Below are 26,781 nucleotides of genomic sequence, written 5' to 3'. Positions count from 1 at the left end.
TCAAAAGTTCTATTGTAAGCCTTGATACGTAACATAGACAAACCCATAGGTTTATTTCATGTTTAAAATAATTTTATAAATTCTTCTCTATTTATTTGGACTTTATTATCTGTACACAGATAATCATGAAGAACTGATGACATTCTCTCAATTTCATCTACTGTGAGAAAACTGGTTTCAACTGCACTATTTAAAAAGATTGTGATACTATCTGTATTAATACCTTCCAGAGATTGGGGTAAATATTTTACTTCTTCTAAATTAAAAGCTTCCCATGATGTATAAGCAACAGCATCAACTAGTAGTGACCATAGTTTAGCAATATTCATTTCTTCTTCTTCCTCAGCAAATTCTGAGATTCCTGTATAGTCTGCATTATCAATAAGCTCATACAGTTCATCCCCAGTTACAGCATGGGATTCTACCCATAACCAACATTGATCCAATGCTTCTCTCCCTTCTGGATATCTTTCATCATCTTTACTGATAACAGAAAATACTCTTTCAGCAACAGTTAAAACAAAGCCCACTTTTACTTCACTTTGTATATTATCAAATAATTTATTTTCCATAAGTTCCTCCTTGTATTTATTCGATTTTCCCATCTTTTAAAACGAAAGAGAGCAAACCATTAGTTTTAACACTGTCATTAATCTCCGATGTTACGACTATTGTTAGGTTGGGATATTTCTTGCTAGCTTGATAAAATATACCGCTTTTTTCAATTGGATAGGGTTTCAGCAATCCTTTACTGCACTTATTACAAACACCACTCGGATTAGATTGGTAATTCTTAAAGTTCCTGTAATATCGCTTGGTTCGATTTCTGCTTTTTTGACGACAGAATCAAATTCATTTAAAACTCCTTCTTCAGCATGCCACACTATCATTTTGAAATTTAATTGCATCCTAAAATTATCCACCTAATAATTACATCCTTAAAAACAAACATTTTATTCGATATAAGGAGATTTCAGAATTATAGTTCTGTAGACAGAAAGCTAAGCTTCTTTTTTTCTTTAGTCCTCACGCCCTCATATCTAAGGTGCCAGATAGGGCATAATAGAGTACATATTCATATCAACAATGAAAAGACCTTAACTTTTGCGTTAAGGTCATACAAAAGAACAAGCTTTTCTTGTCCACCGTTATTCTTTCTTAAGGTATTCTTCTAAAATACTCAATTCATTTTTTCAATTTATACGCAACAATTTTCCCATCTGGATAATCACCATTCCAACCGCAAGGAAAAGCACCAAATTGATATATGTCAAATAATTCTTCAAAAAAGGAACTATTCTTTCCATTTATTGCTCTATTGATAGCACAATTAGTAAGATCAGCCAAAACATCGTTATAAAATATATTATATTCAAAAGGGCTTTCTCTTACATTCTTAGAGATTATTTCTAATAATGCTTCCAATCCCTCCGGCTTTTCATCTTCTGGCATTGCATAATAACTACCCCAAACTTCACTCATTTCTAATTCCCTGATATCTTTCCAATTATATTCGTCTTCACCAAATATTTCATCATAAGCTAAGTGCTCTGCTGTTTTTATATCATTAATAAAAACAATTTTATCTGAAATATTATTAGAAAGTTTTCCTTGAAAGTTTTTCGAAAATTGTATCACTTCTTCAACAAAATTATTATATATACCATAATTCATTACTTATTATACCACCTTTCCCATAGGTCGACTGTTGCTCCCCCTCCTCTTTTCCATACAGGGGTTCCAATCTCCTTTTCCATTCTTTCAATTTTATACTGTTCCAACCCAATTTCTTTTATCCTCTTAAGCTCAATTTCAAGATAAGCATCTTTCATGTATAATGGTAATCCCTTTTCTTGAAGTGTTCTTAACTTTTGTTGCAATTCAAAAACTTGCATTTCTATTTTAGATATATCTTGACTAGCATCTATTTCGTCTAATTTTTTTCTTACAAAATTACTATAAACTGAGTGATATCCTTTATGTCTAGAAGTTGTACTAATATCAGCATCAGGTACTCGAAGAAAAAATCCATTTGAGGCATCGTCCATATCCATTCCTATTTTTATTAATACAGGATGACTTCTAAATTCCTTTGGAATAATATGTTGTGCTTGATAGGGCGTTCTTTTTGTAGTTTTAGGTAGACCCATTTCTTCAAACATATTTTTCCCTAATTTTGTAGAACTACCTCCTGTCACCTTTCCAGGACTACCAGGAATAAGCCTTTTAACTTTTTTACCCGTACCCTTAGGAACACTCTCCCCTGAAACAGCCTCTACTTTTCTATCCTTCACCGTGAATTTCTGATAGGCTTCCTTAATTGTCTGTTTTTCCATCATAACTTGGGGAAGGGTTGGTCCTCCTGCGAGGGAAACTTGTTCCACACTTATCCGTTTAGGTATTTCTTTTTTACCTAGTTCGTCACATATTTTTTTTAACGTGTTTTTTCCTGATTTCGCGATGTCTGTTATTGTAGCTTGAACCTTCTGAACCTGTTTTTGTGCAAATTCCTTGCTGTAAGGGATGAACTTTGTACCACTTGTATTTAATCACGATGTCTGAGGTCAGTAAATCCATATCCTCATCTATATATCTTTTTTAGACCTAACGGCCTTTTATCTGAGAAGCCCGATATACCTTAAAACGATACATATTCTATTTCTACAATGAAAAGACCTTAACTTTACCGTTAAGGTCATACAAAAAAACAAGCTTTTTTTATCCTCCATTATTCTTTCTTGAGGTATTCTTCTAAAATACTCTTATCATATTCAGTTTCAGGTAAAAGACCCAAACGAGTATATTCCCAAATAACCCTTCTTTCGTGATCATCTGCATCTGATAAATCTTCATAATCATAGTCAACCTTAAATTTTCCTGTACTTTCTAAAGTAAAAGTTAAATTGGTCCATTGTTCTTGATTATTATCTTTAAATTCATCTGATAATTCTTTTAAAACCTTTATTAACCTCCGCCATGTATCTCTATACTCTATTCTACTAATACTATGTAATTCAGGGATATCGTGACTATATATGAGTTTATCATTAATATTAGACTGATAGAAAAAGAACGCAGTCCCTGTCCCCTCTTTAACTTCTCCATATAAAATTACTTTACTCCATTCTTCTGGAATCATCTCATTTACAGTTTGAGCTATTTTCAGGTAATATTCATTTAGTTTTGATTCATTCATTTTTATCCCCCTGCTCTATTTTCGAATGTTCTTAAATCCCAACGGCCATCGTCAATTTTATACTCTATGTCGAAACTTGTAGGTCGAGTTGAATTTCCCTCATACACAGGATATATTTTCACTTCTACTGTTTTAGGAGGATTACTGTCTAAAGCTTTTGCCCAAGATATTTCGAGTTTTTTCCATTCTCCCATATTCAGGTTTGCATTCATAGGAACAAGATTGTCTAGATGACCAGATCCTTTAAATATGCTGGCGATTAAGTGGCCCCCTTGATCATCTGGCAAGCGGTCTTCCCTTCCAGCAATCCGCTGAGCATAATTGTTTCGTTTACCACTGCCTAAGTCGAGAGAACCTTCTACACTTGTTATCCGACCCTTTTCGTCTGTTTTATATACATGACCACCAGGGGATGTATATTCAATATTCGGTTTTAAAACTTTCTTCATTCGCTCTCTTATATAATGCTTTCCATACTCCACTTTTGTAATTTCAATGGAGCCCTTTGCAAGCACTACTTTGCCTTTACCCTTACCACCATCACTCTTCACCGCAAACCTCTGCACGATATCATTTATCGTCGTTTTATCAAAGGTGACATGTTTATAGTTGTTTCCATACGCCGTCGCTAATTCTTCTACCCTAATCCGGAGAGGCACTTCCACCTTGCCAATTTCCCTGCCGAAGGCCTGAACCTTCTGAACCTGTTTTTGTGCAAATTCCTTGCTGTAAGGGATGAACTTTGTACCATTCGCTACTTTATCGGCCACTTTGGCCGCACCTGCCACACCGCCGATGCCTAGTGCCATCAACAGCCCGTTCTGGCGCTGTTCCTCGGTTAGCTGGTTGCCGAACATGTCTTTGCCTGTGGCCGCTTCGCCGAGGCCGTTGGCTGCGAGGAGTCCGTATATCCCGTATTCGGTTTTCTGGAGGAGGCTAAAGCCTTTTGTCGTTTTATAGGCATCGAGCGCGTGGTCCGCTGCGTTGAGTCCTTTGGCCGTTTTGTATAGGGCGCTGCCGCCTTTGATGGCCCGGCCGGCCCAGCCGACGACGGGGATGAATCCAGCGGCTGCCATGGCGCCTGCGGCGATTCGTTCGGCATCGGACAGCTTGCGGCCCGTTACTGGATCGACTCCGGTTGAGGCCCTGATAGAATCATAATATCCCGTGAATTCCCCTGTAAAGGTTTTTGTCGTATCCCAGGCTTTTTCGTACCATGGGCGGTTTTCGAGTTCTTCCATTTCCTGTTCGATTTTCCGGGCTTCGGCTTGCTGCTTTTTGAAGGTTTGATAGTCTTTCATCTGACCGGCGACTTCATCCTTCACTTGATAGACGTCACTGCTCTTGAATGCCGATTGGTTGAACGTCATCGGCGAAACGTTGCCGTCCTGTTTGGTGGCATCAAGCAAGGCACGGAAGAGGCCAACGGCCACGTTTTCCTGCCCGACGGACACATCATATTCCTCGACCAATTGCCGGTCGACATTCTCGACCTTTGTCACGGTGTCATCCAGTCTATACCCGGCCAGCGTGATTTTTTCATTAAAGTCCTTTTGATCGAACATATCAAGAGGCAGGATATCATCAATGCTGTTCAGGATTCTTTGGAGATCGTTCGCTTGTTCATCGACAAGCGATTTCGCTTGGTTGATGCCGTTCGTCACTTCGCCATCTAAAAAGGGAACCTCGACCACCGTATTTCCGGAGAGGTCCGCCTCTTCCAGACTGGCCGGTATGCCTTCCAAAAAACTGATTTGGGTCGTGAATAGTTCCATCCAGGCGTCCGCCACCTCGATTTGCGCTTCATAGAAGCTTTTGATGGCGGTAGCACCGGCTCCCTGAAACTCGTTATCCAGGCCGACAATGCCCTGAAATTCCTTTTTCAGGGCTGCGACTTCCTTCTTTAGGTCTTCATATTGCTTGGCACGCGACTGGGTTGCGGCCGTCAATGTCTCGGCTTCATATATTTTCATCTCACAGGATACCCATGTGAAGACGTATGAGCGATGGCTTCATCCTGTTCTTTTAATAAGTCAATGTTGGCACGGGTATCTTCCACATTTTTCTGGACGATTTTGATATATTGCTCGAAGACCTTCTCCAGGTTCGTTTCGCGATCGATCCATTTCGAAGTGAATTCCAATTTATTGTTGCCAAGCTCGCCTGCCGGCAAATTTCCAAGCGTGACTGTACCAAGTGCCGTCTTTACTTGATCGACTTGCTTCGTTACGGCAGGATGATTCAGTTTGATTGTCGTCATTAAAACAACCGCCTTTTTAAATCGGATATTTTACTTTCCAGCTGATCAAATGCCTCTTCACCTTTGCTCAAAAGGGAGTCGGCTTCTTGGGCTATATTCCCCGCTATGCTAAGAAGCGTATTCTCGGCATTCAGCTTTGTAATCATCGCTTCGATTTTCCATTGGTAATCATCATAATCGTCATGAATGATACTAAACATCACATTATAGGCATCATGACGGGCATCCTGAAAGTGATCCGAACGGTTCCCGGTCCAGCTGCCACCAAGCTCAGGCTCTTTTATTTTCCTAATCTCGTTAAGACACATACTTTGTTCTTTTATAATATCGTTTTTTGCATTTTCTAATCGTTCAATTTTCACATTTAAATCAGCTTTTTTACTGGAGATAGCAGAGTGTATATTACTCAAAATATCTGCATATACCATGAAACTCACCTCAGAAACAGTATAATCCTACACTAAATGTCATATTTTCCTATTTAATATTATAAGGATTATAGTCCGAGAGTTAAATAGGGAGAAATATGCTATTTTGTCAGTTGAAAGAGAAGATTGGCATAAAAAAGTTCCTACATACCATATTCTTTATACCCGGCATTTTACCAATTTTAAACAAGTTAACAGAATATCATTTTATTAGATTCTCTATAAGTATTTTCGGCACTTCATTCAAATTGTCCTTGCCTGTATCTATGCAGCAGGTCATGCCGAACAAATTCCCTGCAAGAGGAAGATAAATGTGACCGCTCGGGATGTATCAAATCACCAAAAGGCAAATCACCGACAAATTTAACTTCACCTTCAAAGTCCTGTCCGGATTCAGCATCAAAACCGATGACCTTCACAAAGCAAGTTTTGTGTCCGGTTTTCATAAAATCAATTACTGTTAACACATGATTATGTATATCATTCATACTTTTTCCTCCAACCATGAAATCATTAAGTAAAAATATTTTTTTCTAGCATTCCGATTAAAACAATTATGGTTTAGATCGCTAAGGTGTTAAAACATTGGAAATAGGCACTCCTGCTTTCCATGAATTACTTTATTTTTCTATGTATTTTGTTCAGTCTACCCTTATTTAGCTGAAGTTACATGAACTGATTTCTTCATTCATTTATGTTTTTTTTCGTTTCCAAGCATGTTTATGATTTCCCATTACTTCCACCGAAGGACAATCAGGCAGCCTCGAGGACCTTCCCCCTTCTATATAGATTTATAACCTGCTATAATCTAAGGATTGGAGGTGTGAGAAATGAAAGAAATCATCCAGATATTAGCTGAAATCGTCAATAATCTTCACGATTTCATACTATTCTTTGTAAGTGACACATTAAATTCAAATGCAACCGACAAAGATTTGCATTTTTGGATAATGGGAATCATCGGTATCATCATATTTTTGTTCGTGTTATTTTTATCTAATTTAATTGCCCGGATGCGTTTTGGGATAACGATACTCTCTTTCCTTTATACCTTTACAGTCATGGTTGTTTTGGTATTTGCCATTGAGATACAGCAAGCCCTTACCAGCAGAGGAAATATGGAGTTTCAAGATGCGGCGATAGGCCTATGGGGGTTCATCGTATTTTTCCTGGTTTTTGCTGTACTATCATCCTTATTCCTATTGGTGAAGAATTTTTTCAAGCAATCAAAATAAAGGTAACTATAGGTCACCTTGCTTAAAACATTCCTAATGCCTTTCAATAACTGGAAATTTGGGTTTTGTATTGGCGGGAATGATAAATTCTCTGCAGCATTATCTTAAATCGAAAGCAAGGTTACAGAGAAGCAAATATGATTCGGGGAATTACTTCGATTCATTTTCATTGAATAAATCAATGCTGAACAGATTAAAAGAATCGTCGTCATTAATACGTTCCTGATCATTTCCTGTTATATCAGGACTATTTTCCCTGCGGCGGCGATTTACTTCCCTTAATTCCGCTTCCAGAAATTCTGCTTGTTCGTGGGAAAGCTTGATCGTGATTTCATTATTTTGATCATCTGCAGCTTTCAAGAGGACATAGCTATCCGCAGCATTACGTAAAGTCACATTGCTTACTGTTAAGTTCATGTTCGCTAGTTCATATCTTGCCTTCATAATGTAAAAAGAACCTCCATCGGAAAATACCGGATAAAATAAAGTATATTAAATATACTCTACTTCAAGATATTTAAATATACAAATTCTTTGTTTGGAAAAGCCTTGAAACCTAAGAAAGCTACCTCCTTAAAGATTTCCGACAATAAAAAATTGGTGTGCCGCATCATAAAAGATTCGTTCTTGAATAAGGGTACAGAAGGGGTTCTTCCCTTGAAACTCCAGAAGTTCTGGAACCAATTTAGCAATTAAATGCGAAATCGTCCCTTTCTTAAAAAATACTTGAATGAATTCGGATTGACTATAAACAATGGAACCCTCCATTAGTGGAAAGGTTCCATTTATTTTTATACTTCCTTCTCGATCGCTCTAGTAATATGGTATGGACCCATGCCTTTATTTGAAGTAATGACGGTTCTCAATCGCTTTGCCGGATATACCGCAGAATTGAAACTTACCCCCGGGTCATACCCCATAAGGTGGTATTTGAAAATCGCGTCATTTTTTTTACGGATCCATATACCATAGCCATAGTATTCCCCTTCATCTTCTGTAGCAATATGGGATTCCAATAAGAGATTGGTATATTCTTGATTCAGTAACTGATTGGAAAATAACCCATCCCAAAACCTGAACATATCTGATGTGGTAATATACGCCCCTCCATCCGCACTGCCTTTGATGGGAAGGGAATAAACGTTGGTTCTCCATGCTCCATTTTCTTCGTCTATGTACCCTAATGCAGTATTTTTAGGTAGCTGATCCATGGAAAAATAACCGGAATTTTTCATTTCACAAGGCAGAAAGATGTTCTTGTCGATATATTCGGTAAATTCAAGTCCGGTTAGTTCCTCAACAATCAATCCTAATAAAATATAGCCTGCATTATTGTAATGAAACCTTTCCCCGGGTTGAAACATCATCCCCTCATCTTGAAACATTGGCAGTAAATCTTTTAATCCTTTTACATGGTACATCGGATTATTCTTCCATAGCTCCTCAAAATCATCCATCACTTCTTCATCAAAGTAATCAGGGATGCCCGAAGTGTGTGTTAAGAGGTGATGTATGGTCACATTTTGATTGAAATTAGGAAACATGATCCGAACACAGTCTTTAAGCTTAGAATCGAACCTAAGTTTTCCTTTTTGTATTAACTGGCAAATGGCTATCGCGGTAAACAGTTTACAACCGGAAGCAATACCGAACCTTGTTTCGGTCGTATTCAAGATTTCGTCCGCTCGATTGGAATAGCCATGTGCTGAACTATGGATCAAATCATCTCCCGCTTTCACACTGATTACACCCGAGAATTCAATTTCCTTGCTCGTTGCTTCAATATTCCTGGATATATCCATATGTAAGAGTCCCCCTTTGCCGGTAAAATTTTCATTACTGATGTATTGGCTAAGGTGCTTGTTTGGTCTTGCAAAAAAACCCGCATCTTATGTGATGCGGGATAACTTATCTTAGTTTTCACTCGTTATTTCCACCAAGTATCATAAACATTAATGGCTTCATTGCGTTTATGTTCGGTTTTAGTATACCATCCTTCGATGATTTCAGCTGCTTCCGTTCTGATTTCCTTGCCTTCAAGATAATCATCGATTTCATCATAGCTAACGCCTAAAGCCACTTCATCAGGAAGTAACGGTTTGTCATCTTCTAAATCGGCCGTTGGTATTTTCGTATAAAGGCGCTCAGGAGCACCGACGAATTTCAGGATTTCTTTTCCTTGCCTTTTATTTAAGCGGTATAATGGAATGATATCCGCTGCACCGTCACCATGTTTCGTAAAGAAACCTGTGATCGCTTCAGCTGCATGGTCCGTACCAAGCACAACGCCTTTATACAGCCCGGCTAAATCATATTGCACCTTCATTCGCTCTCGTGCTTTAACATTTCCCCTTAAGAAATTCGATAGCTTTTCAGAAACTGCTTCTTCCACAGCTTTGACAGATGCATCCACCGCTTCCTTGATGTTGACTGTAACCGTTTGGCTTGGCTTAATGAATTTTAAAGCCAGCTGCCTATCATCTTCATCTGCCTGTACTCCATATGGCAAGCTTACAGCAACAAACTTATAGTCACTGCCATTCGTTTCTTCATTTAATTCATTGACAGCGGTTTGGGCAATATAGCCCGCCAGTGTTGAATCTTGACCTCCGGAAATTCCAAGTACAAAGCTTTTCAGAAACGTATTTTTCTTCATATACCCTTTTAATAGATCAACACTTTTCCTGAATTCGGCTTCGGGATCGATCGTTGGCTGGACAAGTAATTTTTTTACGATTTCTTTTTGTAATGGACGCATTGGCATTTCCCCGCTTTCTAATAAAATAGATTGGTCATTTCGTTAGCATTCTTTCAACTTTGGCTTTAACTTCATCTATATTCCTCATTTTATTATCCCAACAATCCTGGCTTAGATCTACCGGATATTCTTCAGGATTAAGTGCACGAAGGTACTCCGGCCATAATACTTGGAGATTTTTTTGCGTGAAGGCCTTGATCTCATCTATGGTCGGCAATTCATAAATCAAACTTCCATCCTTGAAAATATCCACATGTAGATCAACCGCATCGAAATCCGTGACGAATTTACTTAGGAATGTATGGACAGGATGAAACATTTTTAATTTTTCCTGTTCCTGCGGCTTCTCATATTCCATCGCCAAATAATCACCTTCAGCATGATGGTTCACTTTATTGATGATTCGATATACTCGTTTTAAGCCAGGTGTCGTAACCTTTTCAGGGTTAGAAGAAATTTTGATGGTATCTCTCATATTCCCATCTTCGCCCTCTATTGAAACCATTTTATAAACAGCACCCAGCGCTGGCTGGTCATAAGCCGTAATCAATTTGGTTCCGATGCCCCAAATGTCAATTCTTGCTCCTTGTTGTTTCAGATTGATGATTGTATATTCATCAAGGTCATTGGAAGCGACAATCTTCGCATCATGGAACCCTGCAGCATCAAGCATACGTCTTGCTTCTTTTGATAAGTAAGCTAAATCACCACTGTCAAGACGGACGCCAATGAAATTGATTTTATCACCCAATTCCTTGGCAACACGGATTGCATTCGGGATGCCAGAACGCAATGTATCATACGTATCAACCAAGAATACACAGTCTTTATGGGAAACAGCATATTTATGAAAAGCCGTATATTCATCTTTATAAGCTTGGATCATGGAATGTGCATGCGTCCCTGAAACCGGAATGCCGAACAGCTTTCCAGCCCGTACATTACTAGTGGAATCAAAGCCAGCAATATAGGCCGCTCTCGCTCCCCAAATTGCGGCATCCATTTCTTGCGCCCGCCTTGAACCGAATTCTAGGGCAGATTCTTCACCGATGACCTGCTTGATGCGTGATGCCTTTGTTGCCACGAGTGTGTGATAGTTCACAATGTTAAGCAACGCAGTTTCTATGAGTTGAGCCTCACCAAGCGGTGCTTCCACCCGTAATATCGGTTCATTGCCGAAGACGAGCTCCCCCTCTTTCATGCAGCGGATTTCTCCCGTGAAACGAATGTTCTTCAAATATTTCAAAAATTCTTCATCATAGTGCAGATCATTTTTTAAATAGTCGATATCACTTTCCGAGAAGGAAAAGTTTTGAAGGTAATGGACAATTTTTTCAAGTCCTGCAAAGATCGCATATCCGCTATTAAATGGAAGCTTTCTGAAAAATATCTCGAAAACTGCCTTGCGGTTATGTGTTTTGTCCTGCCAATAGGTTTGGGCCATATTAATTTGGTATAGGTCAGTGTGTAATGCGTAACTGTCATCGTTGTATTTTTTTTCCATGGATAGTTCCTCCCAAAAGAGAAGCATTCGCTTCCCTTCTATTCTGTTGCTTGAATCGAAATTATAGAATGGTTGCTCCAAGAGATCCTTTAAAATGTCCAAGCGCCCAATGGTGACCGGCATCATTGAACGAGGCCACTGCATGTTCATATACAAAAATTTTATAGCCTAAATTATAAGCGTCGATTGCCGTATGCAAAATACAAATATCTGTACAAACTCCGACTAAATATACATCGGTAATGTGACGTTCCCGCAGGCGGATATCAAGGTCAGTTCCTGCAAAGGCCGAATAACGTGTTTTATCTATATAATGAACATTCTTTTGATTTTTATTTGTTTCATATTCCTCTTTTAACGCCCCGTATAGGTCTCTACCCATTGTACCGCTAATATTATGCGGTGGAAACAAATTCGATTCGGGATGTAAGCGGTCTCCTTCTTCATGTAAATCAATCGCGAATACCGTATATTCGCCTTGTTTGATAAATTCCTTGGTTATACTGACAAGTTCCTTCTCGATATCCTGACCTGGCTTCCCGCAGGTCAATGAACCCCCGTCTGCCACGAAGTCATACGTATAATCTATATTGATCAATGCCTTTTTTCCCATTTCACCAATTCCCCCTTAATAGTAAATAGAGTCCATGACAACCTCTGCATTAAACCGGTAAAGCTGTGAAGGCCGATACGAATTACGTTTCGTTTTCTTTTGCATTCCCTTTTCATCCAACACTTTCTCCAAAAACGGAAGTTTCGGGGCTTTTGCATAAAAAAGTGAGTCTGCACTGATTTTTGCATCATCTCTGGCTGTCAGCAAAACCCGTTGCAGTTCAGAAAGTGTAAATTCATCCGGCAGGAATTTTTGGGCTATCGTCGTTTGCACCATTTCTTTTTTCAATACATTCATCGCATCGTTAATAATTGTATAGTGATCAAATGCAAGATCTAATTGTAAGGCTTCCTGAATCGTGAACAATTCAACCTCAGCTGCGTCGTCATTCGCTTTTCTTTGATGAAGAAACTCTTCCTGGACAATTGCATAAAAAGCATTGGATATGATCCATCCCCTGGGATCGCGCCCTGGGCGGTCATAAACCCCGAAATGCTTGACATGGAATCCAGCTACGCCCGTTTCTTCTTTCAATTCTCGTTTAGCTGCTTCATAGGCAGTCTCGGCAGCATTGACAAAGCCTCCGGGTAAAGCCCATTTATCTCCTTCAACATTGGGGCTTCCTTCCTTATCTTTTGAGGCACGTTTGATTAATAATAGCTTCAAAAACATTTCAGGCGGGGCTTTCTCTGCCGTTTTCTTCGTAGTAATAGTAAAAATCGCAATATCTGCTGTGTATCCATCTGGAGTAATATATTTCTTTTTTTCCTGCTGAGCCATGGCAACTCTCACTTTCTTTCACTAAGTATGGAATTAAGTAATTAGTAAATCTTTAATTACTAATTATAGTACTCTTCCTTGTGTGATTTAGCAACTCTAAATCAGAAAAATTTTCTAATTATTTAAATAACCATTCATTTTATTCCATGAAAAAAACCCGGTCATGATGAACCGGGCTTTTTTATTGAACATTTTATACGGGATAGACCCCATGCTTACGATCGGTAAATGTCAATTGCTTACTGCTATACGCTTCAAAGCGCGCGCTCAATTCATCACGCAGGTCATTCGGCTGGATGATGCCATCAACGATCATTTCAGAGGCTAAGCGGTAAATATCGATATCCTCATTATACTCATTGCGCTTCTGTTCGATGAATTTAGGGCGCTCTTCTGGTTCCATCGCATTGATTTTATTGGCATAGACTGCATTGACCGCAGCTTCAGCACCCATGACCGCTATCAATGCCGTCGGTAAGGCAAGAACGCAGTCCGGTTCAAAAGCGGGACCGGCCATCGCGTATAGTCCGGCACCATAAGCTTTACGGACGATGACGGAAATCTTGGGAACAGTGGCTTCACTCATGGCCGAGATCATTTTCGCACCATGGCGAATGATTCCTGCCCGTTCGACCTTCGTCCCAATCATGAATCCTGGAATATCCACTAGGAACAACAGCGGTATATGGAAAGCATCACATAAGTTGATGAACTTGGCAGCCTTATCAGCTGAATCATGGAACAGGACGCCGCCCTTGACTCGCGGCTGATTGGCTATGATCCCTATCGTTTGTCCATTCAGCCTTGCAAGCCCAGTGATTAATTCAGGGGCAAATAGCTTTTTGATTTCACAAAATGATTGCCTGTCTATAACCCTATCGATCAGGTCGTACATATTGAAGGCTGCATTCTGATTTTTTGGAATCAGTTCTTCCAATGTTTTTTCGAAATCCGCAGGCAGCTCAGGTTTTACGCTTTTAGGTCTTTCTTGATAATTTCCTGGAAAATAGCTTAAGTACCTGCGCGCAAACGCGATCGATTCTTCCTCCGACTTGACAAGTACATCGCCGCAGCCTGAAACGGAACAATGCATCTTCGCCCCGCCCATTTCCTCTTCGCTCACCTTTTCGCCAATGACCATTTCTGCCATTCTCGGTGAACCTAAATACATGGATGCATTGCCATCAACCATTACGACAATATCACAAAAAGCTGGGATATATGCCCCGCCGGCGGCGGACGGACCGAACAATAGACAAATTTGCGGGACTTTTCCTGATAACTTCACTTGGTTGTAAAAGATGCGGCCCGCTCCTCGGCGGCCCGGAAACATTTCTACTTGATCCGTAATTCGTGCCCCGGCAGAATCGACTAAATAAAGAAGGGGCAGCTGTAACTTTTCGGCTGTTTCCTGAATGCGAATGATTTTCTCGACGGTCCTTGCTCCCCAGGATCCAGCTTTTACAGTCGAATCATTGGCCATAACACAGACCCTTTGACCATTGATTTTTCCGATGCCCGTAACCACACCATCAGCAGGCAGACCAACACTTGCACAATTGGCAAAGAAAGCGTCCTCTATTTCTACCCCTTCATCGAAAAGCAGCTCTAGACGTTCACGTACGAAAAGCTTTCCTTTTTCAGCGTTTTTTTGATGATACTTTTCTAAACCGCCTTTTTTAATCGTTTCAACCGTTTCGGTTAGTTTATCCGTCGTTACCATCCCTGTTCCTCCTTCAAAGAAATCATTGGCCTCTATATACCGGTTTGCGTTTTTCCTTGAATGCTGACAGACCCTCCAGTCGGTCAAGGGTTTTTAAAGTTGTCTGATAGCAGTCATTTTCAATTTGCAATCCTGTTTTCAAGTCAGTCTCAGCCCCTTGATTGATCGCCGCTTTTGCAGCCCTGAGTGCTAATGGGGCATTGACCGCAATCTCCTTAGCCAATTTTTTCGCTTCCTCAAGTAATTGTTGGGGTGAATATACATGACTGATGATTTTCAAGGCATGTGCCGTTTTTGCATCCAATCTCCTTGCCGTATAAATCAGTTCTTTCGCTGTCGGCATTCCGACTATCCGGGGCAGTCGCTGTGTACCGCCTGCACCAGGGATGATGCCTAATGACGTTTCAGTCAGCCCCACCTTTGCCGTATCCGATGCGATGCGTATGTCACAAGCGAGTGCCAATTCCAGCCCACCGCCAAAAGCCGAACCGTTAATCGCGGCGATGACCGGTACTGGAAGGTTTTCTACAGCCGTAATCGTGTCTCCGATCAACTTGACTGTCTCCTTGACTTTATCATCATTCATACCCGCTCTTTCCTTAAGATCCGCACCTGCACAAAACGCCTTTTCACCTGCTCCGGTTATAATGACTGTTCGTAAATTGGAATCTCTCTTCAATTCATCCAGCCCTTCGACTAAGCAATGAAGCAATTCTGTGGATAAAGCATTAGCAGCATCCGGCCGATTCAAGGTCACGAGGGCAATTCCCTTTTCTTCATACCTTATATCAACTAATGAAGTCATACCTTCACCTCGATTTCGCTTATTGTGCGTTATTTACAGCCATCTGATGGCTAGGCAATGGTTTTTCCAAAAAGCTTTGAACCATGGCCGCAGCCTTCATAAGCTTTTCGGGATTGATTCCTGTGTGAATCCCCATTTTATGTAGCATATGAACCAGGTCATCCGTAGCCACATTTCCGCTCGCGCCTGGTGCATACGGGCATCCCCCTAAACCTCCGAGCGAAGAGTCGAAAGTGTCAATACCATAATTCAGTGATTCAAGAATATTTGCGAGTGCCATTCCCCTTGTATCATGAAAATGGAGGGCAATTTGGCTCATATCATATCTTTTTACAGCCTGTTCAAGGAACAGTGCAACCTGCCTTGGAGACGCGACCCCAATGGTATCACCCAATGAGACTTCGTCGATGCCATATTCAAAAAGTTGATCACAAACACGGAAAACCTGATCAGTCGAAACTTCCCCTTCATACGGACAGCCGAAAACGGTTGAAACATAGCCCCTAACCGTTTTCCCGCTATTTGCTGCTGTCCTGATGACATCCTTCAATATTGGAAAGGTATCGGAAATCGACTTATTGATATTTTTTAGATTATGCGTTTCACTAGATGACATGAACACGGAAATATCATCGATATTGGCTTCAAGGGCCGACTCCAGACCCCTTTGATTCGGTACAAGGGCCGCATAAGTGATACCAGGCTTGCGCTTTATTCCCTTAGCCACCAGGGCGGCATCACTCAATTGGGGAATCCACTTTGGGTGTACGAAAGAAGTCACTTCTATATAAGATAATCCTGTATCAGAGAGCTGATCGATCCACTCCATTTTGCTTTGTGCAGGTATTATGACCTTTTCATTTTGCAGCCCGTCACGGGGTCCAACTTCCTTAATTGTCACTTTTTCTGGCCAATTCATCATACCCCTCCGTCCCTTTATTCAATGACGGCCAAAACGTCGCCTTCATTTACGAAATCCCCTTCATTCACTTTTAGTTCTTTAATGGTGCCAGCTTCCTCGGCTGCAATGGGGATTTCCATTTTCATCGATTCCAAGATAATGATATCCTGTCCGTCGGTTACACTTTGCCCCTCATTTGCTACGATTTTCCAAACGCTTCCTGCCATGCTTGCCTTTAATTCTGCCATTTTATTTTCCTCCCGAACATTGTGTTTTAAGTTATACAGTCAATTTTTGAATATATTTCGCAATGAAATCCGTAGTCGTATCTCCTTGGGAAAAAGCTTCATGAGAAATTATTTCCATCAACAAAGGAAGGTTTGTTTTAATTCCTTCTATTTTATAGCATGCCAGCGCTTCTCTTAATCTCTCAATCGCTTTATCCCTTGAGTCGCCGCTCACCACCAATTTGGCGATCATCGGATCATAAAAGTGGGATACGACCGATGTTCCATGAACCGCCAATTCATGACGAATCCCTTCACCTTCCGGAAGTTCCATGGTGGTGATTCTCCCCGGTGCTGGATAAAAGGTTTTCGGATCTTCAGCATAAATGCGCACTTCAATGGAATGTCCGTCCTGTTTAATCTCACTTTGGGTGAAATCCAATTTGTTGCCCGATGCAATTTTAATTTGCTGTTCGACTAAGTCCAGTCCCGTAATTTCTTCAGTGACAGGATGCTCTACCTGAAGGCGTGTATTCATTTCCAGGAAATAAAAGTTTTTATCTGCATCTACTAAAAATTCGAGAGTGCCCGCATTGCTATAACCGATGGATTTTACCGCTTTCACTGCAGCCATTCCCATCCTGTTTCTTGTTTCTTCGTCAAGGAAAGAAGATGGAGCCTCTTCCACGACCTTCTGGTGGCGCCTTTGAACGGAGCATTCCCTTTCCCATAAGTAAACAGCATTCCCAAAGGAATCCGCCAATACCTGAATTTCGATATGACGAGGCTTCTCAATCAATTTTTCTATGAACATATCTCCATTTCCAAAAAATAATTGGGCACGTTTTTGATTCCCTTCGAAGGCTTTGGTTAGTTCATCTTCATTAGCAACGGCTTGCATGCCGATTCCCCCGCCGCCTGCTGCTGCTTTTAACATGACTGGATAGCCAATCTTTTCAGCAACGGCTGCCGCTTCTGCACTATCAATTAACGGACGTGAAAATCCAGGCACCAATGGAAGACCGGCTTGCTCCATCTTTTTCCTCGCCTCGACTTTATTGCCCATTTGCTGGATGATCTCTGGTTTGGGACCAATGAATATCAAGCCGGCTTCTTCGCATGAACGTGCAAAATCTGCATTTTCACTAAGAAAACCATAACCAGGATGAATGGCATCCGCTCCGGTTTCCTTAGCTATTTCCAAAATCTTATTGACGTTTAAATAGCTTTCTTGCACTCTCGGACCACCCAATAAATATGCCTCATCCGCCAATCCCACAAAAGGCGAATCCGAATCTGCTTCCGAATGGACAGCGACAGTAAGTATTCCCAGCTTCTTGCATGTACGAATAATGCGAGATGCTATTTCTCCCCTGTTTGCGATAAGAATTTTTCGAATCATTCGATATCCTCCTTATTTAGTGCGTTCCGTTAGTAGGTCAAGAGTTTGTTGCCGAAGCTTATACTTTTGGATTTTTCCGGATGCAGTCATTGGATAAGCATCGGTAAATTGAATGTAACGCGGAATTTTATGAAAAGATATTTTCCCTTTGCAATACTCTATCAATTCTTTCTCCGTAAGGGTTTCTCCTGCTTTCAAAATGATCCATGCGGCTACCTCTTCCCCATACTTCTGATCTGGAACGCCGAGTACCTGGACATCGACAATTGCAGGATGTTGATAGAGGAATTCTTCAATCTCACGGGGATAAATATTTTCCCCTCCACGGATGATCATATCTTTCAGCCGTCCAGTAATCTTGCAATAACCCCTTTCATCCATCACCGCTAAATCTCCCGTATGAAGCCAGCCTTCCCGGTCAATCGCCTGCTCAGTGGCTTCCGCGTTATTATAATATCCCTTCATTACATGGTATCCCCTCGAACAGAGTTCACCCTGTGTGCCACGCGGGACTTCATCCCCTGTAGCCGGATCGACAATTTTCACTTCCACTTTCGGCAACGCCCTTCCCACTGAAGAAACACGAAGTTCGATCGGATCATCCGTTCTCGTCATCGTAATTCCTGGAGAAGATTCCGTTTGACCATAAGTTATTGTAATTTCCGAGATGCCCATCTTATTCACCACGCTTTTCATGACTTCGATCGGACATGTGGAGCCTGCCATGATGCCAGTCCGTAACGAACTTAAATCATAATCGTCAAAGTCATCGAGATTAAGTTCAGCAATGAACATCGTCGGTACACCATGAAGCCCCGTACATTTTTCGGCTTCAACTGTCTGAAGGACAATGCGCGGATTAAACTCCACGACCGGCACCATTGTTGCCCCTACTGAAACAGATGCCATCGTACCAAGGGAACAGCCGAAACAATGAAAAAACGGAACCGGGATGCAAAGCCGGTCAGCTTCGGTAAGCTTCATGCATTCCGCGACATTCAATCCGTTATTGACCAAGTTGGAATGCGTCAGCATCACTCCTTTTGGAAATCCTGTCGTCCCTGATGTATATTGCATATTAATCACATCACCTGGAGTTAATTCCTCCATCCTCATGTCCAGCGACTCCTCCGAAACGGATTCGCTCCCGCCAATGACTTCATCCCACGAAAACGTACCGGGATAACGTTTTTCACCTAAAACGATGATATTTTTTAATTTTGGCAGTTTCTCAGATTGTAATTTTCCTGGTTCTGCATTTTTCAATTCAGGTACGATTTCATACAGCGTATCTATATAAGAATGATCCTTATATTGTTCCATCAGGATGATCGTCGTCGAATCGGATTGCTTTAGCAGGTATTCCAGTTCACTTGTGCGGTAATTAGTATTGACCGTTACCAGCACCCCGCCCATTTTTGCGGTGGAAAATTGGGATATAAGCCATTCCGGTTTATTGGATGCCCAAATGGCGATATGTTCCCCTTTTTTTATATCCAGTGACATGAACCCCCTGGCAGCCTTTCGGCAAATCTTTTCAAATTCGCGATAAGAATGGCGCAGGCCTAGTTCATGGTATACAACCGCTTCATTATCACCATATTGTCCAGCTGTCCTTTCAAGCAGTTTCCCGACTGTAACATCTAGCAAATCAGACATCAAACTCCTCCTAATCAAATAAAGGTAAGAATGAACGCTTTTTGCTGTATAGATAACATCTGCTTTTCACCCAAATGAACCCCAAGCATCAAGTTCATTTTACGTTCCGTAAAGATTAACAGCCTAATTGCCTGGCGATAACGAGTCTTTGAATTTCGGATGTGCCTTCACCAATTTCCAATAACTTAGCATCTCTTAAATAGCGTTCAACTTCATATTCGCGCATGTAACCAGAGCCGCCGTGAATTTGAATCGCTTGATTGCTGGCGCGGAACGCGGTCTCACTTGCAAAAAGCTTGGCGTATGCCGCTTCCTTTGCAAAAGGTTTTTTATTGTCTTTTAACCACGCAGCCTTATATACCATATTCCTCGCCAATTCGATTTCCATCGCCATGTCTGCCAGCTTGAATTGAATGGCCTGGAAATTTGATATGGTTTTACCGAATTGAATTCGCTCTTTTGAAAAAGCTAAAGCTCTGTCAAAGGCAGCCTGAGCGATACCGACGGCCAAAGCTGCAATGGAAATCCGTCCTCCATCAAGCGTGAATAAGAATTGTTTGAACCCTTTGTCTGGATCTCCCAATAAATTTTCCTTTGGCACCCGGACATTATCCAGAATGATTTCACAAGTATTGGAAGCCCGGACTCCCATTTTTTCATAATTGCTATTGATCGTTAGCCCTTTGGTATCGGTTGGCACGATGAATGCCGAGATGATATTTTTGCCCTTTGAATCTTTTCCCGATACAGCAGTGACCGTAACCGTTCTTGAATAGCTGGCATTTGTTATCCATGTTTTCTCGCCATTAATCACATATTCATCACCATCCAACACGGCAGTCGTTCTCGTACCGCCAGCATCGGAACCCGCATTAGGCTCTGTCAACCCGAAAGCTGCCAGGGTTTCACCGGTCGTGATTGGAACCAGATATTTTTGCTTCTGTTCTTCGGTTCCAAAATAGTAAATTGGACTTGCCCCGAGCGAAACGGCTGCGGCATAACTTAAGCCGGTTCCCCCGCACGCCTTGCCAACCTCTTCAACGGCAATGGCATACGAAATCGTATCTCCGCCCGAACCGCCATATTCTTCAGGAAACGGAATTCCAAGCAATCCGAGTTTCCCCATTTTTTTGAATACATCCTCCGCAAACATGGACTTTGCGTCCAACTCTATCGCAATGGGTTTAATTTCCTTTTCGGCAAACTCCCTAACCATTTCCTTAATCATCTGCTGTTCTTTTGTAAGTGAAAAATCCATATGTTCATTCCCCTTTCTATTGAGACCGACTAGTTGGTCTGTACAAATCAAGTTGATTGTTCAATCCACAACAACTTGGTTCTTCAGTAAAAATGGCTGAGTGATTTTCGCTTCTTTTTGTTTATCTATCAATAGGGCATTCAGAATTAAATCCACGTAAATATCACCGATTTCGTCGATCGTTTTTCCGCCGTCCCTTTTGTACCATTTGTAGGACCAGTTCACCATGCCCAGAATTGACATTCCGGTAATTTCCACTGGCAATTCGCTGCGGAATACTCCCTTGTCAATACCTTCTTTGATAACGGAAAAAATGATTTCTTTATACGTTTGACGCTTTTTTTTGATTGCTTCAACATAAGGTGGTTTTAAGTAAATGCTTTCTTGATAGAAAACTGAGATGTGTGGTTTATAGAGGTCAAAAACTTTAACAAATGATTGAATGATCTTTTGCATTTTTTCTGTTGGATGGGTACTTTCTGAAATGGCTTCCTGTGCTTTTATTAAAACATATGAAATAAAGTAATCATGGATGACAAATAAGAGTTCATCTTTGGAAGAGAAATGGTGATAAAAACCACCTTTGCTAGTTCCGCATGCCTTAACGATTTCGTTGACGGAGACACCATGAAAACCATGCTGATCGAAGAGCGTCAACGATGTTTCAATTATTTTTTCTTTTAACTCCGTAAGACTGCACCCCCTTTGTATCCGCTTACATTCCATCCAGAAGAAAGAGTTTGATTATGTATAAACTGGATTTATTTAGATTTTACCAAATAATTAAAAATTGTCAATTTTTAATTATTACAAAAAAACAGCCCTCAAAACCAAGAGCTGTCAATCCAGTTTATTTAAGAAGCAGTCGATACCATGTCATTTACTACCCTTGACCGGTTTAACCTGTGCTTTTACAAGCTGCCATCCATTATTATATTTCCATACTGATTTGATCTCCAGTATCGGATCACGTTCATCGGACCCTTTTACATTTTGGATTCCAATAAGCGCTTTTCCTTTTCCAAAAACGGTCTTGAAATCCAGTGAAGAGTAAGGATCAACCAAAAGCTCTGTCGGTTCATTTAGTTTTCCATTTTGATAAATGCCCAATTTATCATAAGCTTGTTTTCTGGAACTGACATCCATCACCACAGGTTTTTGACCTTCAATAATGATTTCCGCTTTGTATCCGTCAAGAAATTGTGCCATTACGGGAACGGATGGCGGTACTTCCAGCTCCTTCACTTTTCCATCCTTGAATGTATAGGCGCAACTGGATATCAGCCGCTCTCTACCTTCCATCAAAACCGTAACCAATACATCCTGGACCCCATCATCATTCAAGTCGGCAACCTTTAGATCTGGATTATACCCAGCTTCAAGCGGGACGTCGATTGTACGGCGATTGCTTTCCACACTTAACTCAATTTTCTTCAGAAACTTGCTACCTTCCTCATAAGGCAGTCCCTGAACCTGGATGATGTCTATTTTCTGGTCACCTGTTACATCTCTTTTTGTTGATATATATGTGCCATCCACCTGAAAATTTTTATCATGCGCTTCAACCGCTTGATAGCTCAAAAATAGTGAGATGACTAAAACCGCATATTTTAGCAGATCTAACTTTTTCATAGTGATAACCTCTCTTTTCAAAGATGAACTAATTTGACATTTGTCGCCGTTTGAACTTTCTACGCTGATCTTTCATGAAGATGGACCAGAAATAATAGAACCCTGGGACTAATATCGCAAAGCCCACGATATACGTGGCAAACACGGCCCGGAATGAGGTTGGATCGGTAAATCCTGATAGAATCGTGACATTTGGATAGATGATATAAGGTAAATGAGCGATACCATAAACATAACTGCCGATTAAATACTGTATGATAATCGCAATGACAGCGAGGCGTGGCATCCCTTTAACCTCCTGCTTAGAAAAATAGGGTAGGTACAGTGCTATCCCGCTAATGATGAAAAAAATGAGCGAGACGAATAACAATGGAGAGTTTTTCATCATTCCTTGGTAAATCCAATTCGCTTCGTTTCTTAACGTGAGCATGACCAACAGAGCCATGACCAACATAAGCGGTCCCGTTATCATCGCATCCCTGCGATATATTTTGTATGCTTTCATTTCGTCGGCCTGTTTTGAGTAATCGGACAGGAGCAAAGATGATAGAAAAAGCGTGCTCATAATCCCGAACCCCACAAATGCATACTCATTCGGACTCGTGAAAAGTTTAGATAAATTCAATTCTTCATTTCCTCTCACGCCTTCGACAAACCCAAGATGAGTGATTGGCAATACGCTGATTAATAGCCCCGGTATGATCAATCCTGTCAATCCTGAGATATACGTTAACGCTTTTTCATATTTGTCAACGCTATGCGAGAAAACCAAGAAAGCACTCCTAATACATAGCAGAACCAATATCAGGCTCGCGGGAACGATCAAGGCTACCCCAATCGGGAATACCGCTCCTGGAAATAAACTGTAAATTGCAATGACAAGACCAACCACAAAAGTATTCGTCACTTCCCAAGTTGGTGATAAATAGCTATTCGCTATCTTGGTAGCATTCGTCTCTTCCTTTTTAATGTAAGTCATTGCCCAGAAGCCCGCGCCGAAATCCATAGAGGCCATGATGGCATAAAGAAAAATAAAGCCCCAGACCAGTGTTATTGCAAGAAGAGCATCACTCATTCGCCTTCCCCCCTTTTATGAATTCGAATCGAAAAGTCTTACATCTTTCTGTTCGGCTTTATATATATCATCCATTACGGAATGACGTTTGAAATAATACAAAAGTGTAAACACGACAGAAACGCATAAAATGATATATACAATAATGAACATCGTGAATAAGAATCCAAGGTTTTCGTACGAAGTGACTGAATCCTCAGTTGTCAGCATCCTGTATATCGTCCATGGCTGCCTGCCGGTACAGGCAAAAATCCAACCGCATTCTATCGAAATCACCGAAAGCGGCCCTGATGCAACAAACAGCCAAAGAATCCATTTTGGATATGTCTCCTTTTTCAGCCATTTATTCCATACCAATGCAAACAGTGCCAACGCGATTAAGCCTGAACCAATCATGACCATGGCGTTGAATAAGATATGGACATAAAGCGGCGGCCAATACTCTTCCGGAAAATCGTTCAAACCGGTCACAACCGTATCGAAGCTATTACCAGATAGAAAGCTTAATAACCATGGGAATTCAATCCCATACTTCACTTCCTGGGCTTCCCTATCGGTATAGCCGAACAAGGTAAGTCCGGCATGGTCCTGTGTTTCAAACAACCCTTCTGCCGCTGCCAGTTTTTCCGGCTGTTCCCTATATAAATGCTGCGTAGTCGCATGACCATTCAATGCCGTCAAAAACGAAAAAACCAAGCCCAAGACAATACTGAGCCTCAGTGCTTTTTGGTGAAAATTAAATTCAGCAGTGCCATATTTATTTTTCAGCATCTTATAGGCTGCGACGGATGCCACGACAAAAGCGCCTGTTGTATAAGCAGTCAGGGCCGTATGTCCAGCCGTCACCAAGAAACTTGGGTTGAAAAATGCCGCCCAAGGATCGACATCGACGATTTCCCCATTTTCAAACCGGAACCCAGCAGGTGTCCCTTCAAAAGCATGGACATTCGAAATCAAAACAGCCGAAGCCAATGCTCCGAATGCAACAAAAAATAAACTCACGATTCGGGCCCATGGCTTGATTTTTTCAGCAGCATACACATAGATTGACATGAACAGCGCTTCAACCATGAATGCATAAATCTCGATCTGGAATGGGAGCGCCATGACGCGTCCAATTACTTCCATGAACCCAGGCCATAATAGTGAAAGCTGCACACCCGCAATCGTACCGGTCGGAATCCCGACCCCAAGCAAAACCCCTAATGTTTTGGTCCAGCGTTTAGCCATGACGACATACTGTAAATCCTTAGTCCTTTGATACATCAATTCCGCTGCCAACATCATCATCGGCAACCCGACGCCGATCGTTGCAAATATGATATGTACAGCCATATTCGTCCCGAACATTGCGCGGGCCATTTGTATATGATCCATACTGTCTTCCTTTCTACCCTTTGTCTCTTGGTAGTATCTCCTCTGTAAAGGAAAATATTTAATAATATTCCACAAACTAATTTTTCATAGGGTTTTGCAGTAGGTAGGTATTTACTTAATGATGTTTTTGGATGATTGTTTAGAATATATTCTATCGAGGTTATTTTTGGTATATATTTTACGTGGAATTCACCAATGCACTAAAAAAATTTGTTACTAAGCATTTAGATGACAAATTATTGAAATCCTTCATAAATGGTAACCCAATAGGAATAAGATAGCGTAAATCCCATATAGAAAGTGTAACAAGAGAGGAGAAAAACACTTTGTCCCTTTTCAAAGATCCGCTATCACCAGATCAAATGCTGGCTGTTATCAGAAATGGCCTGGGGCCTTCTCAGATCCCCAAAAAAATCATTATCATTGGTGCCGGCATGTCTGGGTTGGTTGCAGCATCCCTTTTAAAACAAGCGGGGCACGATGTTACGATATTGGAAGCAACCGGGAGGGTCGGAGGGCGTGTTTTGACGATACGGGAGCCATTTTCAGAAGGTTCCTACCTTGAAGCCGGTGCCATGCGCATTCCGAATTATCATTATTTAGTTGCTGAATACATCAAGAAGTATGGTTTACGTGTCAACACTTTTGTGAATGCGACTCCTAATGATCCCATTTATGCCAATGGAATCAAGACGACCGCTGCCATATATCAGCAGAACCCGGATATACTGAGGTACCCTGTAGCTCCCCATGAAAGAGGTAAAACAGCTGAAGAATTACTTAACATGGCAATCAAGCCTGTGACTGACTTCATCATTCAAAATCCAAGCAGAAATTGGGAAATAGTCATTAAAGAGTTTGATAAATACTCCATGAGCTTCTTTTTGCAGTACAATCCAGTCGGAATCAGTCTATCAACAGGTGCGATTGAAAGCATCAAAGTCCTGATGGGTTTAGAAGGATTCCCGGAACTTTCTTTTCCGGCCATACTTAGGGAGCTTATGCCTCTCTTTAATCCAGACGTGAAATTTTTTTCAATCGAAGGAGGAAACGACCGGCTTCCTTATGCCTTTCTACCGGAATTGAAGGATAATTTAATCTTCAGATATGAAGTGACAAAGATCATCCAACATGATAATCAAGTTACCATCCATTCCAAACATACTCAAAGTCAAAACCCCTTAACGGTTACCGGTGATCTTGCCATCGTGACGATCCCTCTTCAATTGCTGCAATTTATAGATATAGAACCCCGGAATTCCTTTTCCCATAATAAATGGAAGGCAATAAGAGAACTCCATTATGCTGCTTCCACAAAAATTGGACTTCAATTCACTCATAGGTTTTGGGAAAAGGAAGGAATCTTCGGCGGTAAATTGACTACCGATCTACCCATTAGATTTTCTTATTACCCCAGCCAAACGAGCAACCAGCGTGAATCGGGTCTCATCTTAGCAAGTTATACATGGGAAGATGATGCCACTTTATGGGATATCCTACCGGAAAAAGATAGAATACAACACGCATTGAAAAACTTGGCAGTAATCCATGGTAATCAAGTATATGATCATTTTTTATCAGGAGCTTCTTATAGCTGGACATTGAATCAGTATTCCTACGGCGCTTTCTCCATGTTTAAGCCTGGTCAGGAAACGGACTTGTTTCCATACATCCCAACTCCTGAAGGAAGGGTCCACTTCGCTGGTGAGCATACATCAACCGTACCAGCATGGATTGAAGGAGCCATTCAATCCGGAATCAGGGTTGCACATGAAGTGACGAATCTGCCTAGAACTTTCGGTGGGCCTTGAATGGACCATTTCCTTGGCTATAAGTAACCTCATCAACAAAGAACACTTGACAAAAAAACCTTCCATTTGGAAGGTTTTTATTCTAATGTCCAATTGGCCATCTTCTTCCAGCGAAAGTAAGCATCGCCAGCATCGAC

28 protein-coding genes are annotated in these 26,781 nt (G+C 41.2%); 2 read left to right on the top strand and 26 right to left on the bottom strand.

Annotated features, from left to right (window positions below):
* Window positions 1-62 precede the first annotated feature (62 nt).
* The 9 genes from AC1DIV_RS01575 to AC1DIV_RS01535 all read right to left on the bottom strand — a co-directional run bounded on the left by AC1DIV_RS01575 (window position 63) and on the right by AC1DIV_RS01535 (window position 6,372).
* Window positions 63-572 carry an Imm6 family immunity protein gene (locus AC1DIV_RS01575; RefSeq protein WP_340876312.1) on the bottom strand — a complete coding sequence of 170 codons (510 nt, stop codon included), beginning with the start codon at window positions 570-572 and terminating at the stop codon, window positions 63-65.
* A 165-nt stretch (window positions 573-737) separates the two neighbouring features.
* Window positions 738-908, bottom strand: a complete 171-nt coding sequence (locus AC1DIV_RS01570; RefSeq protein WP_340876311.1) for a hypothetical protein — start codon at window positions 906-908, stop codon at window positions 738-740.
* Between the two features lie 277 nt (window positions 909-1,185).
* A complete protein-coding gene (locus AC1DIV_RS01565; protein WP_340876309.1) occupies window positions 1,186-1,674 on the bottom strand; it encodes a hypothetical protein in 489 nt (162 codons plus the stop codon).
* Window positions 1,674-2,384, bottom strand: coding sequence for an AHH domain-containing protein (locus AC1DIV_RS01560; RefSeq protein ID WP_340876308.1), 711 nt, complete (start codon window positions 2,382-2,384; stop codon window positions 1,674-1,676). The genes AC1DIV_RS01565 and AC1DIV_RS01560 overlap by 1 nt, the downstream gene beginning before the upstream one ends.
* 344 nt (window positions 2,385-2,728) lie before the next feature.
* Window positions 2,729-3,196: an immunity protein YezG family protein gene (locus AC1DIV_RS01555; RefSeq protein WP_340876307.1), complete on the bottom strand. Its 468-nt coding sequence runs from the start codon at window positions 3,194-3,196 to the stop codon at window positions 2,729-2,731.
* A gap of 2 nt (window positions 3,197-3,198) precedes the next feature.
* Window positions 3,199-5,169, bottom strand: coding sequence for a DNA/RNA non-specific endonuclease (locus AC1DIV_RS01550; RefSeq protein WP_340876305.1), 1,971 nt, complete (start codon window positions 5,167-5,169; stop codon window positions 3,199-3,201).
* On the bottom strand, window positions 5,166-5,456 hold the full coding sequence (locus AC1DIV_RS01545) for a YwqI/YxiC family protein (RefSeq protein WP_063576321.1): 291 nt from the start codon (window positions 5,454-5,456) through the stop codon (window positions 5,166-5,168). Before AC1DIV_RS01545 ends, AC1DIV_RS01550 begins: the two co-directional genes overlap by 4 nt.
* Entirely contained in the window at window positions 5,456-5,884 is a 429-nt protein-coding gene (locus tag AC1DIV_RS01540) for a YwqH-like family protein (protein WP_309078806.1), read from the bottom strand. The genes AC1DIV_RS01545 and AC1DIV_RS01540 overlap by 1 nt, the downstream gene beginning before the upstream one ends.
* 239 nt (window positions 5,885-6,123) lie before the next feature.
* Entirely contained in the window at window positions 6,124-6,372 is a 249-nt protein-coding gene (locus tag AC1DIV_RS01535) for a hypothetical protein (protein WP_063591217.1), read from the bottom strand.
* 342 nt (window positions 6,373-6,714) lie between these two features.
* On the opposite strand from AC1DIV_RS01535, the gene AC1DIV_RS01530 reads away from it, so the two are divergent.
* The gene (locus AC1DIV_RS01530; protein WP_340876304.1) at window positions 6,715-7,119 is read left to right on the top strand and encodes a hypothetical protein; all 405 of its coding nucleotides are present in this window, start codon (window positions 6,715-6,717) and stop codon (window positions 7,117-7,119) included.
* A gap of 150 nt (window positions 7,120-7,269) precedes the next feature.
* Here AC1DIV_RS01530 and AC1DIV_RS01525 read toward each other — a convergent pair whose 3' ends face one another.
* The 17 genes from AC1DIV_RS01525 to AC1DIV_RS01445 form a co-directional block, all read right to left on the bottom strand.
* Window positions 7,270-7,563 carry a hypothetical protein gene (locus AC1DIV_RS01525; protein ID WP_063593415.1) on the bottom strand — a complete coding sequence of 98 codons (294 nt, stop codon included), beginning with the start codon at window positions 7,561-7,563 and terminating at the stop codon, window positions 7,270-7,272.
* Window positions 7,564-7,910: 347 nt separating this feature from the next.
* Window positions 7,911-8,921: a serine hydrolase domain-containing protein gene (locus AC1DIV_RS01520; RefSeq protein ID WP_340876303.1), complete on the bottom strand. Its 1,011-nt coding sequence runs from the start codon at window positions 8,919-8,921 to the stop codon at window positions 7,911-7,913.
* A gap of 125 nt (window positions 8,922-9,046) precedes the next feature.
* Window positions 9,047-9,877, bottom strand: coding sequence for an ammonia-dependent NAD(+) synthetase (gene nadE / locus AC1DIV_RS01515; protein WP_063593412.1), 831 nt, complete (start codon window positions 9,875-9,877; stop codon window positions 9,047-9,049).
* A gap of 34 nt (window positions 9,878-9,911) precedes the next feature.
* Complete coding sequence (locus AC1DIV_RS01510) at window positions 9,912-11,381, bottom strand: nicotinate phosphoribosyltransferase (protein ID WP_034312208.1); 1,470 nt, start codon at window positions 11,379-11,381, stop codon at window positions 9,912-9,914.
* Window positions 11,382-11,442: 61 nt separating this feature from the next.
* Complete coding sequence (locus AC1DIV_RS01505) at window positions 11,443-11,994, bottom strand: cysteine hydrolase family protein (protein WP_034312211.1); 552 nt, start codon at window positions 11,992-11,994, stop codon at window positions 11,443-11,445.
* Window positions 11,995-12,009: 15 nt separating this feature from the next.
* On the bottom strand, window positions 12,010-12,774 hold the full coding sequence (locus tag AC1DIV_RS01500) for an NUDIX domain-containing protein (protein WP_054396004.1): 765 nt from the start codon (window positions 12,772-12,774) through the stop codon (window positions 12,010-12,012).
* A 193-nt stretch (window positions 12,775-12,967) separates the two neighbouring features.
* Window positions 12,968-14,497, bottom strand: coding sequence for an acyl-CoA carboxylase subunit beta (locus tag AC1DIV_RS01495; RefSeq protein WP_063593407.1), 1,530 nt, complete (start codon window positions 14,495-14,497; stop codon window positions 12,968-12,970).
* A 22-nt stretch (window positions 14,498-14,519) separates the two neighbouring features.
* Complete coding sequence (locus AC1DIV_RS01490; RefSeq protein ID WP_318291721.1) at window positions 14,520-15,302, bottom strand: enoyl-CoA hydratase; 783 nt, start codon at window positions 15,300-15,302, stop codon at window positions 14,520-14,522.
* Window positions 15,303-15,321: 19 nt separating this feature from the next.
* Window positions 15,322-16,224 (bottom strand): hydroxymethylglutaryl-CoA lyase, encoded by a 903-nt coding sequence (locus tag AC1DIV_RS01485; RefSeq protein ID WP_063593405.1) that lies wholly within the window; start codon window positions 16,222-16,224, stop codon window positions 15,322-15,324.
* A gap of 14 nt (window positions 16,225-16,238) precedes the next feature.
* Window positions 16,239-16,451 carry an acetyl-CoA carboxylase biotin carboxyl carrier protein subunit gene (locus tag AC1DIV_RS01480; protein WP_034312225.1) on the bottom strand — a complete coding sequence of 71 codons (213 nt, stop codon included), beginning with the start codon at window positions 16,449-16,451 and terminating at the stop codon, window positions 16,239-16,241.
* A gap of 31 nt (window positions 16,452-16,482) precedes the next feature.
* Window positions 16,483-17,832 carry an acetyl-CoA carboxylase biotin carboxylase subunit gene (locus tag AC1DIV_RS01475; protein WP_048680678.1) on the bottom strand — a complete coding sequence of 450 codons (1,350 nt, stop codon included), beginning with the start codon at window positions 17,830-17,832 and terminating at the stop codon, window positions 16,483-16,485.
* A gap of 12 nt (window positions 17,833-17,844) precedes the next feature.
* Window positions 17,845-19,482, bottom strand: coding sequence for an AMP-binding protein (locus AC1DIV_RS01470; protein WP_251539624.1), 1,638 nt, complete (start codon window positions 19,480-19,482; stop codon window positions 17,845-17,847).
* A 124-nt stretch (window positions 19,483-19,606) separates the two neighbouring features.
* Window positions 19,607-20,749, bottom strand: coding sequence for an acyl-CoA dehydrogenase (locus AC1DIV_RS01465; protein ID WP_252269911.1), 1,143 nt, complete (start codon window positions 20,747-20,749; stop codon window positions 19,607-19,609).
* Between the two features lie 60 nt (window positions 20,750-20,809).
* Window positions 20,810-21,475: a TetR/AcrR family transcriptional regulator gene (locus AC1DIV_RS01460; RefSeq protein WP_318291718.1), complete on the bottom strand. Its 666-nt coding sequence runs from the start codon at window positions 21,473-21,475 to the stop codon at window positions 20,810-20,812.
* Between the two features lie 150 nt (window positions 21,476-21,625).
* Complete coding sequence (locus AC1DIV_RS01455; protein ID WP_340876301.1) at window positions 21,626-22,381, bottom strand: hypothetical protein; 756 nt, start codon at window positions 22,379-22,381, stop codon at window positions 21,626-21,628.
* Between the two features lie 28 nt (window positions 22,382-22,409).
* A complete protein-coding gene (locus tag AC1DIV_RS01450) occupies window positions 22,410-23,456 on the bottom strand; it encodes a cytochrome d ubiquinol oxidase subunit II (protein WP_063593400.1) in 1,047 nt (348 codons plus the stop codon).
* A gap of 15 nt (window positions 23,457-23,471) precedes the next feature.
* Window positions 23,472-24,833 (bottom strand): cytochrome ubiquinol oxidase subunit I, encoded by a 1,362-nt coding sequence (locus AC1DIV_RS01445; RefSeq protein ID WP_054396021.1) that lies wholly within the window; start codon window positions 24,831-24,833, stop codon window positions 23,472-23,474.
* A gap of 362 nt (window positions 24,834-25,195) precedes the next feature.
* On the opposite strand from AC1DIV_RS01445, the gene AC1DIV_RS01440 reads away from it, so the two are divergent.
* Entirely contained in the window at window positions 25,196-26,644 is a 1,449-nt protein-coding gene (locus AC1DIV_RS01440; RefSeq protein WP_445670161.1) for a flavin monoamine oxidase family protein, read from the top strand.
* Window positions 26,645-26,781: the final 137 nt, after the last annotated feature.

It is taken from the genome of Peribacillus sp. 05N428 (assembly GCF_056397085.1).
Note: the sequence above shows the minus strand (reverse complement) of the source record. Positions and strands in the feature narration are given on the sequence as shown.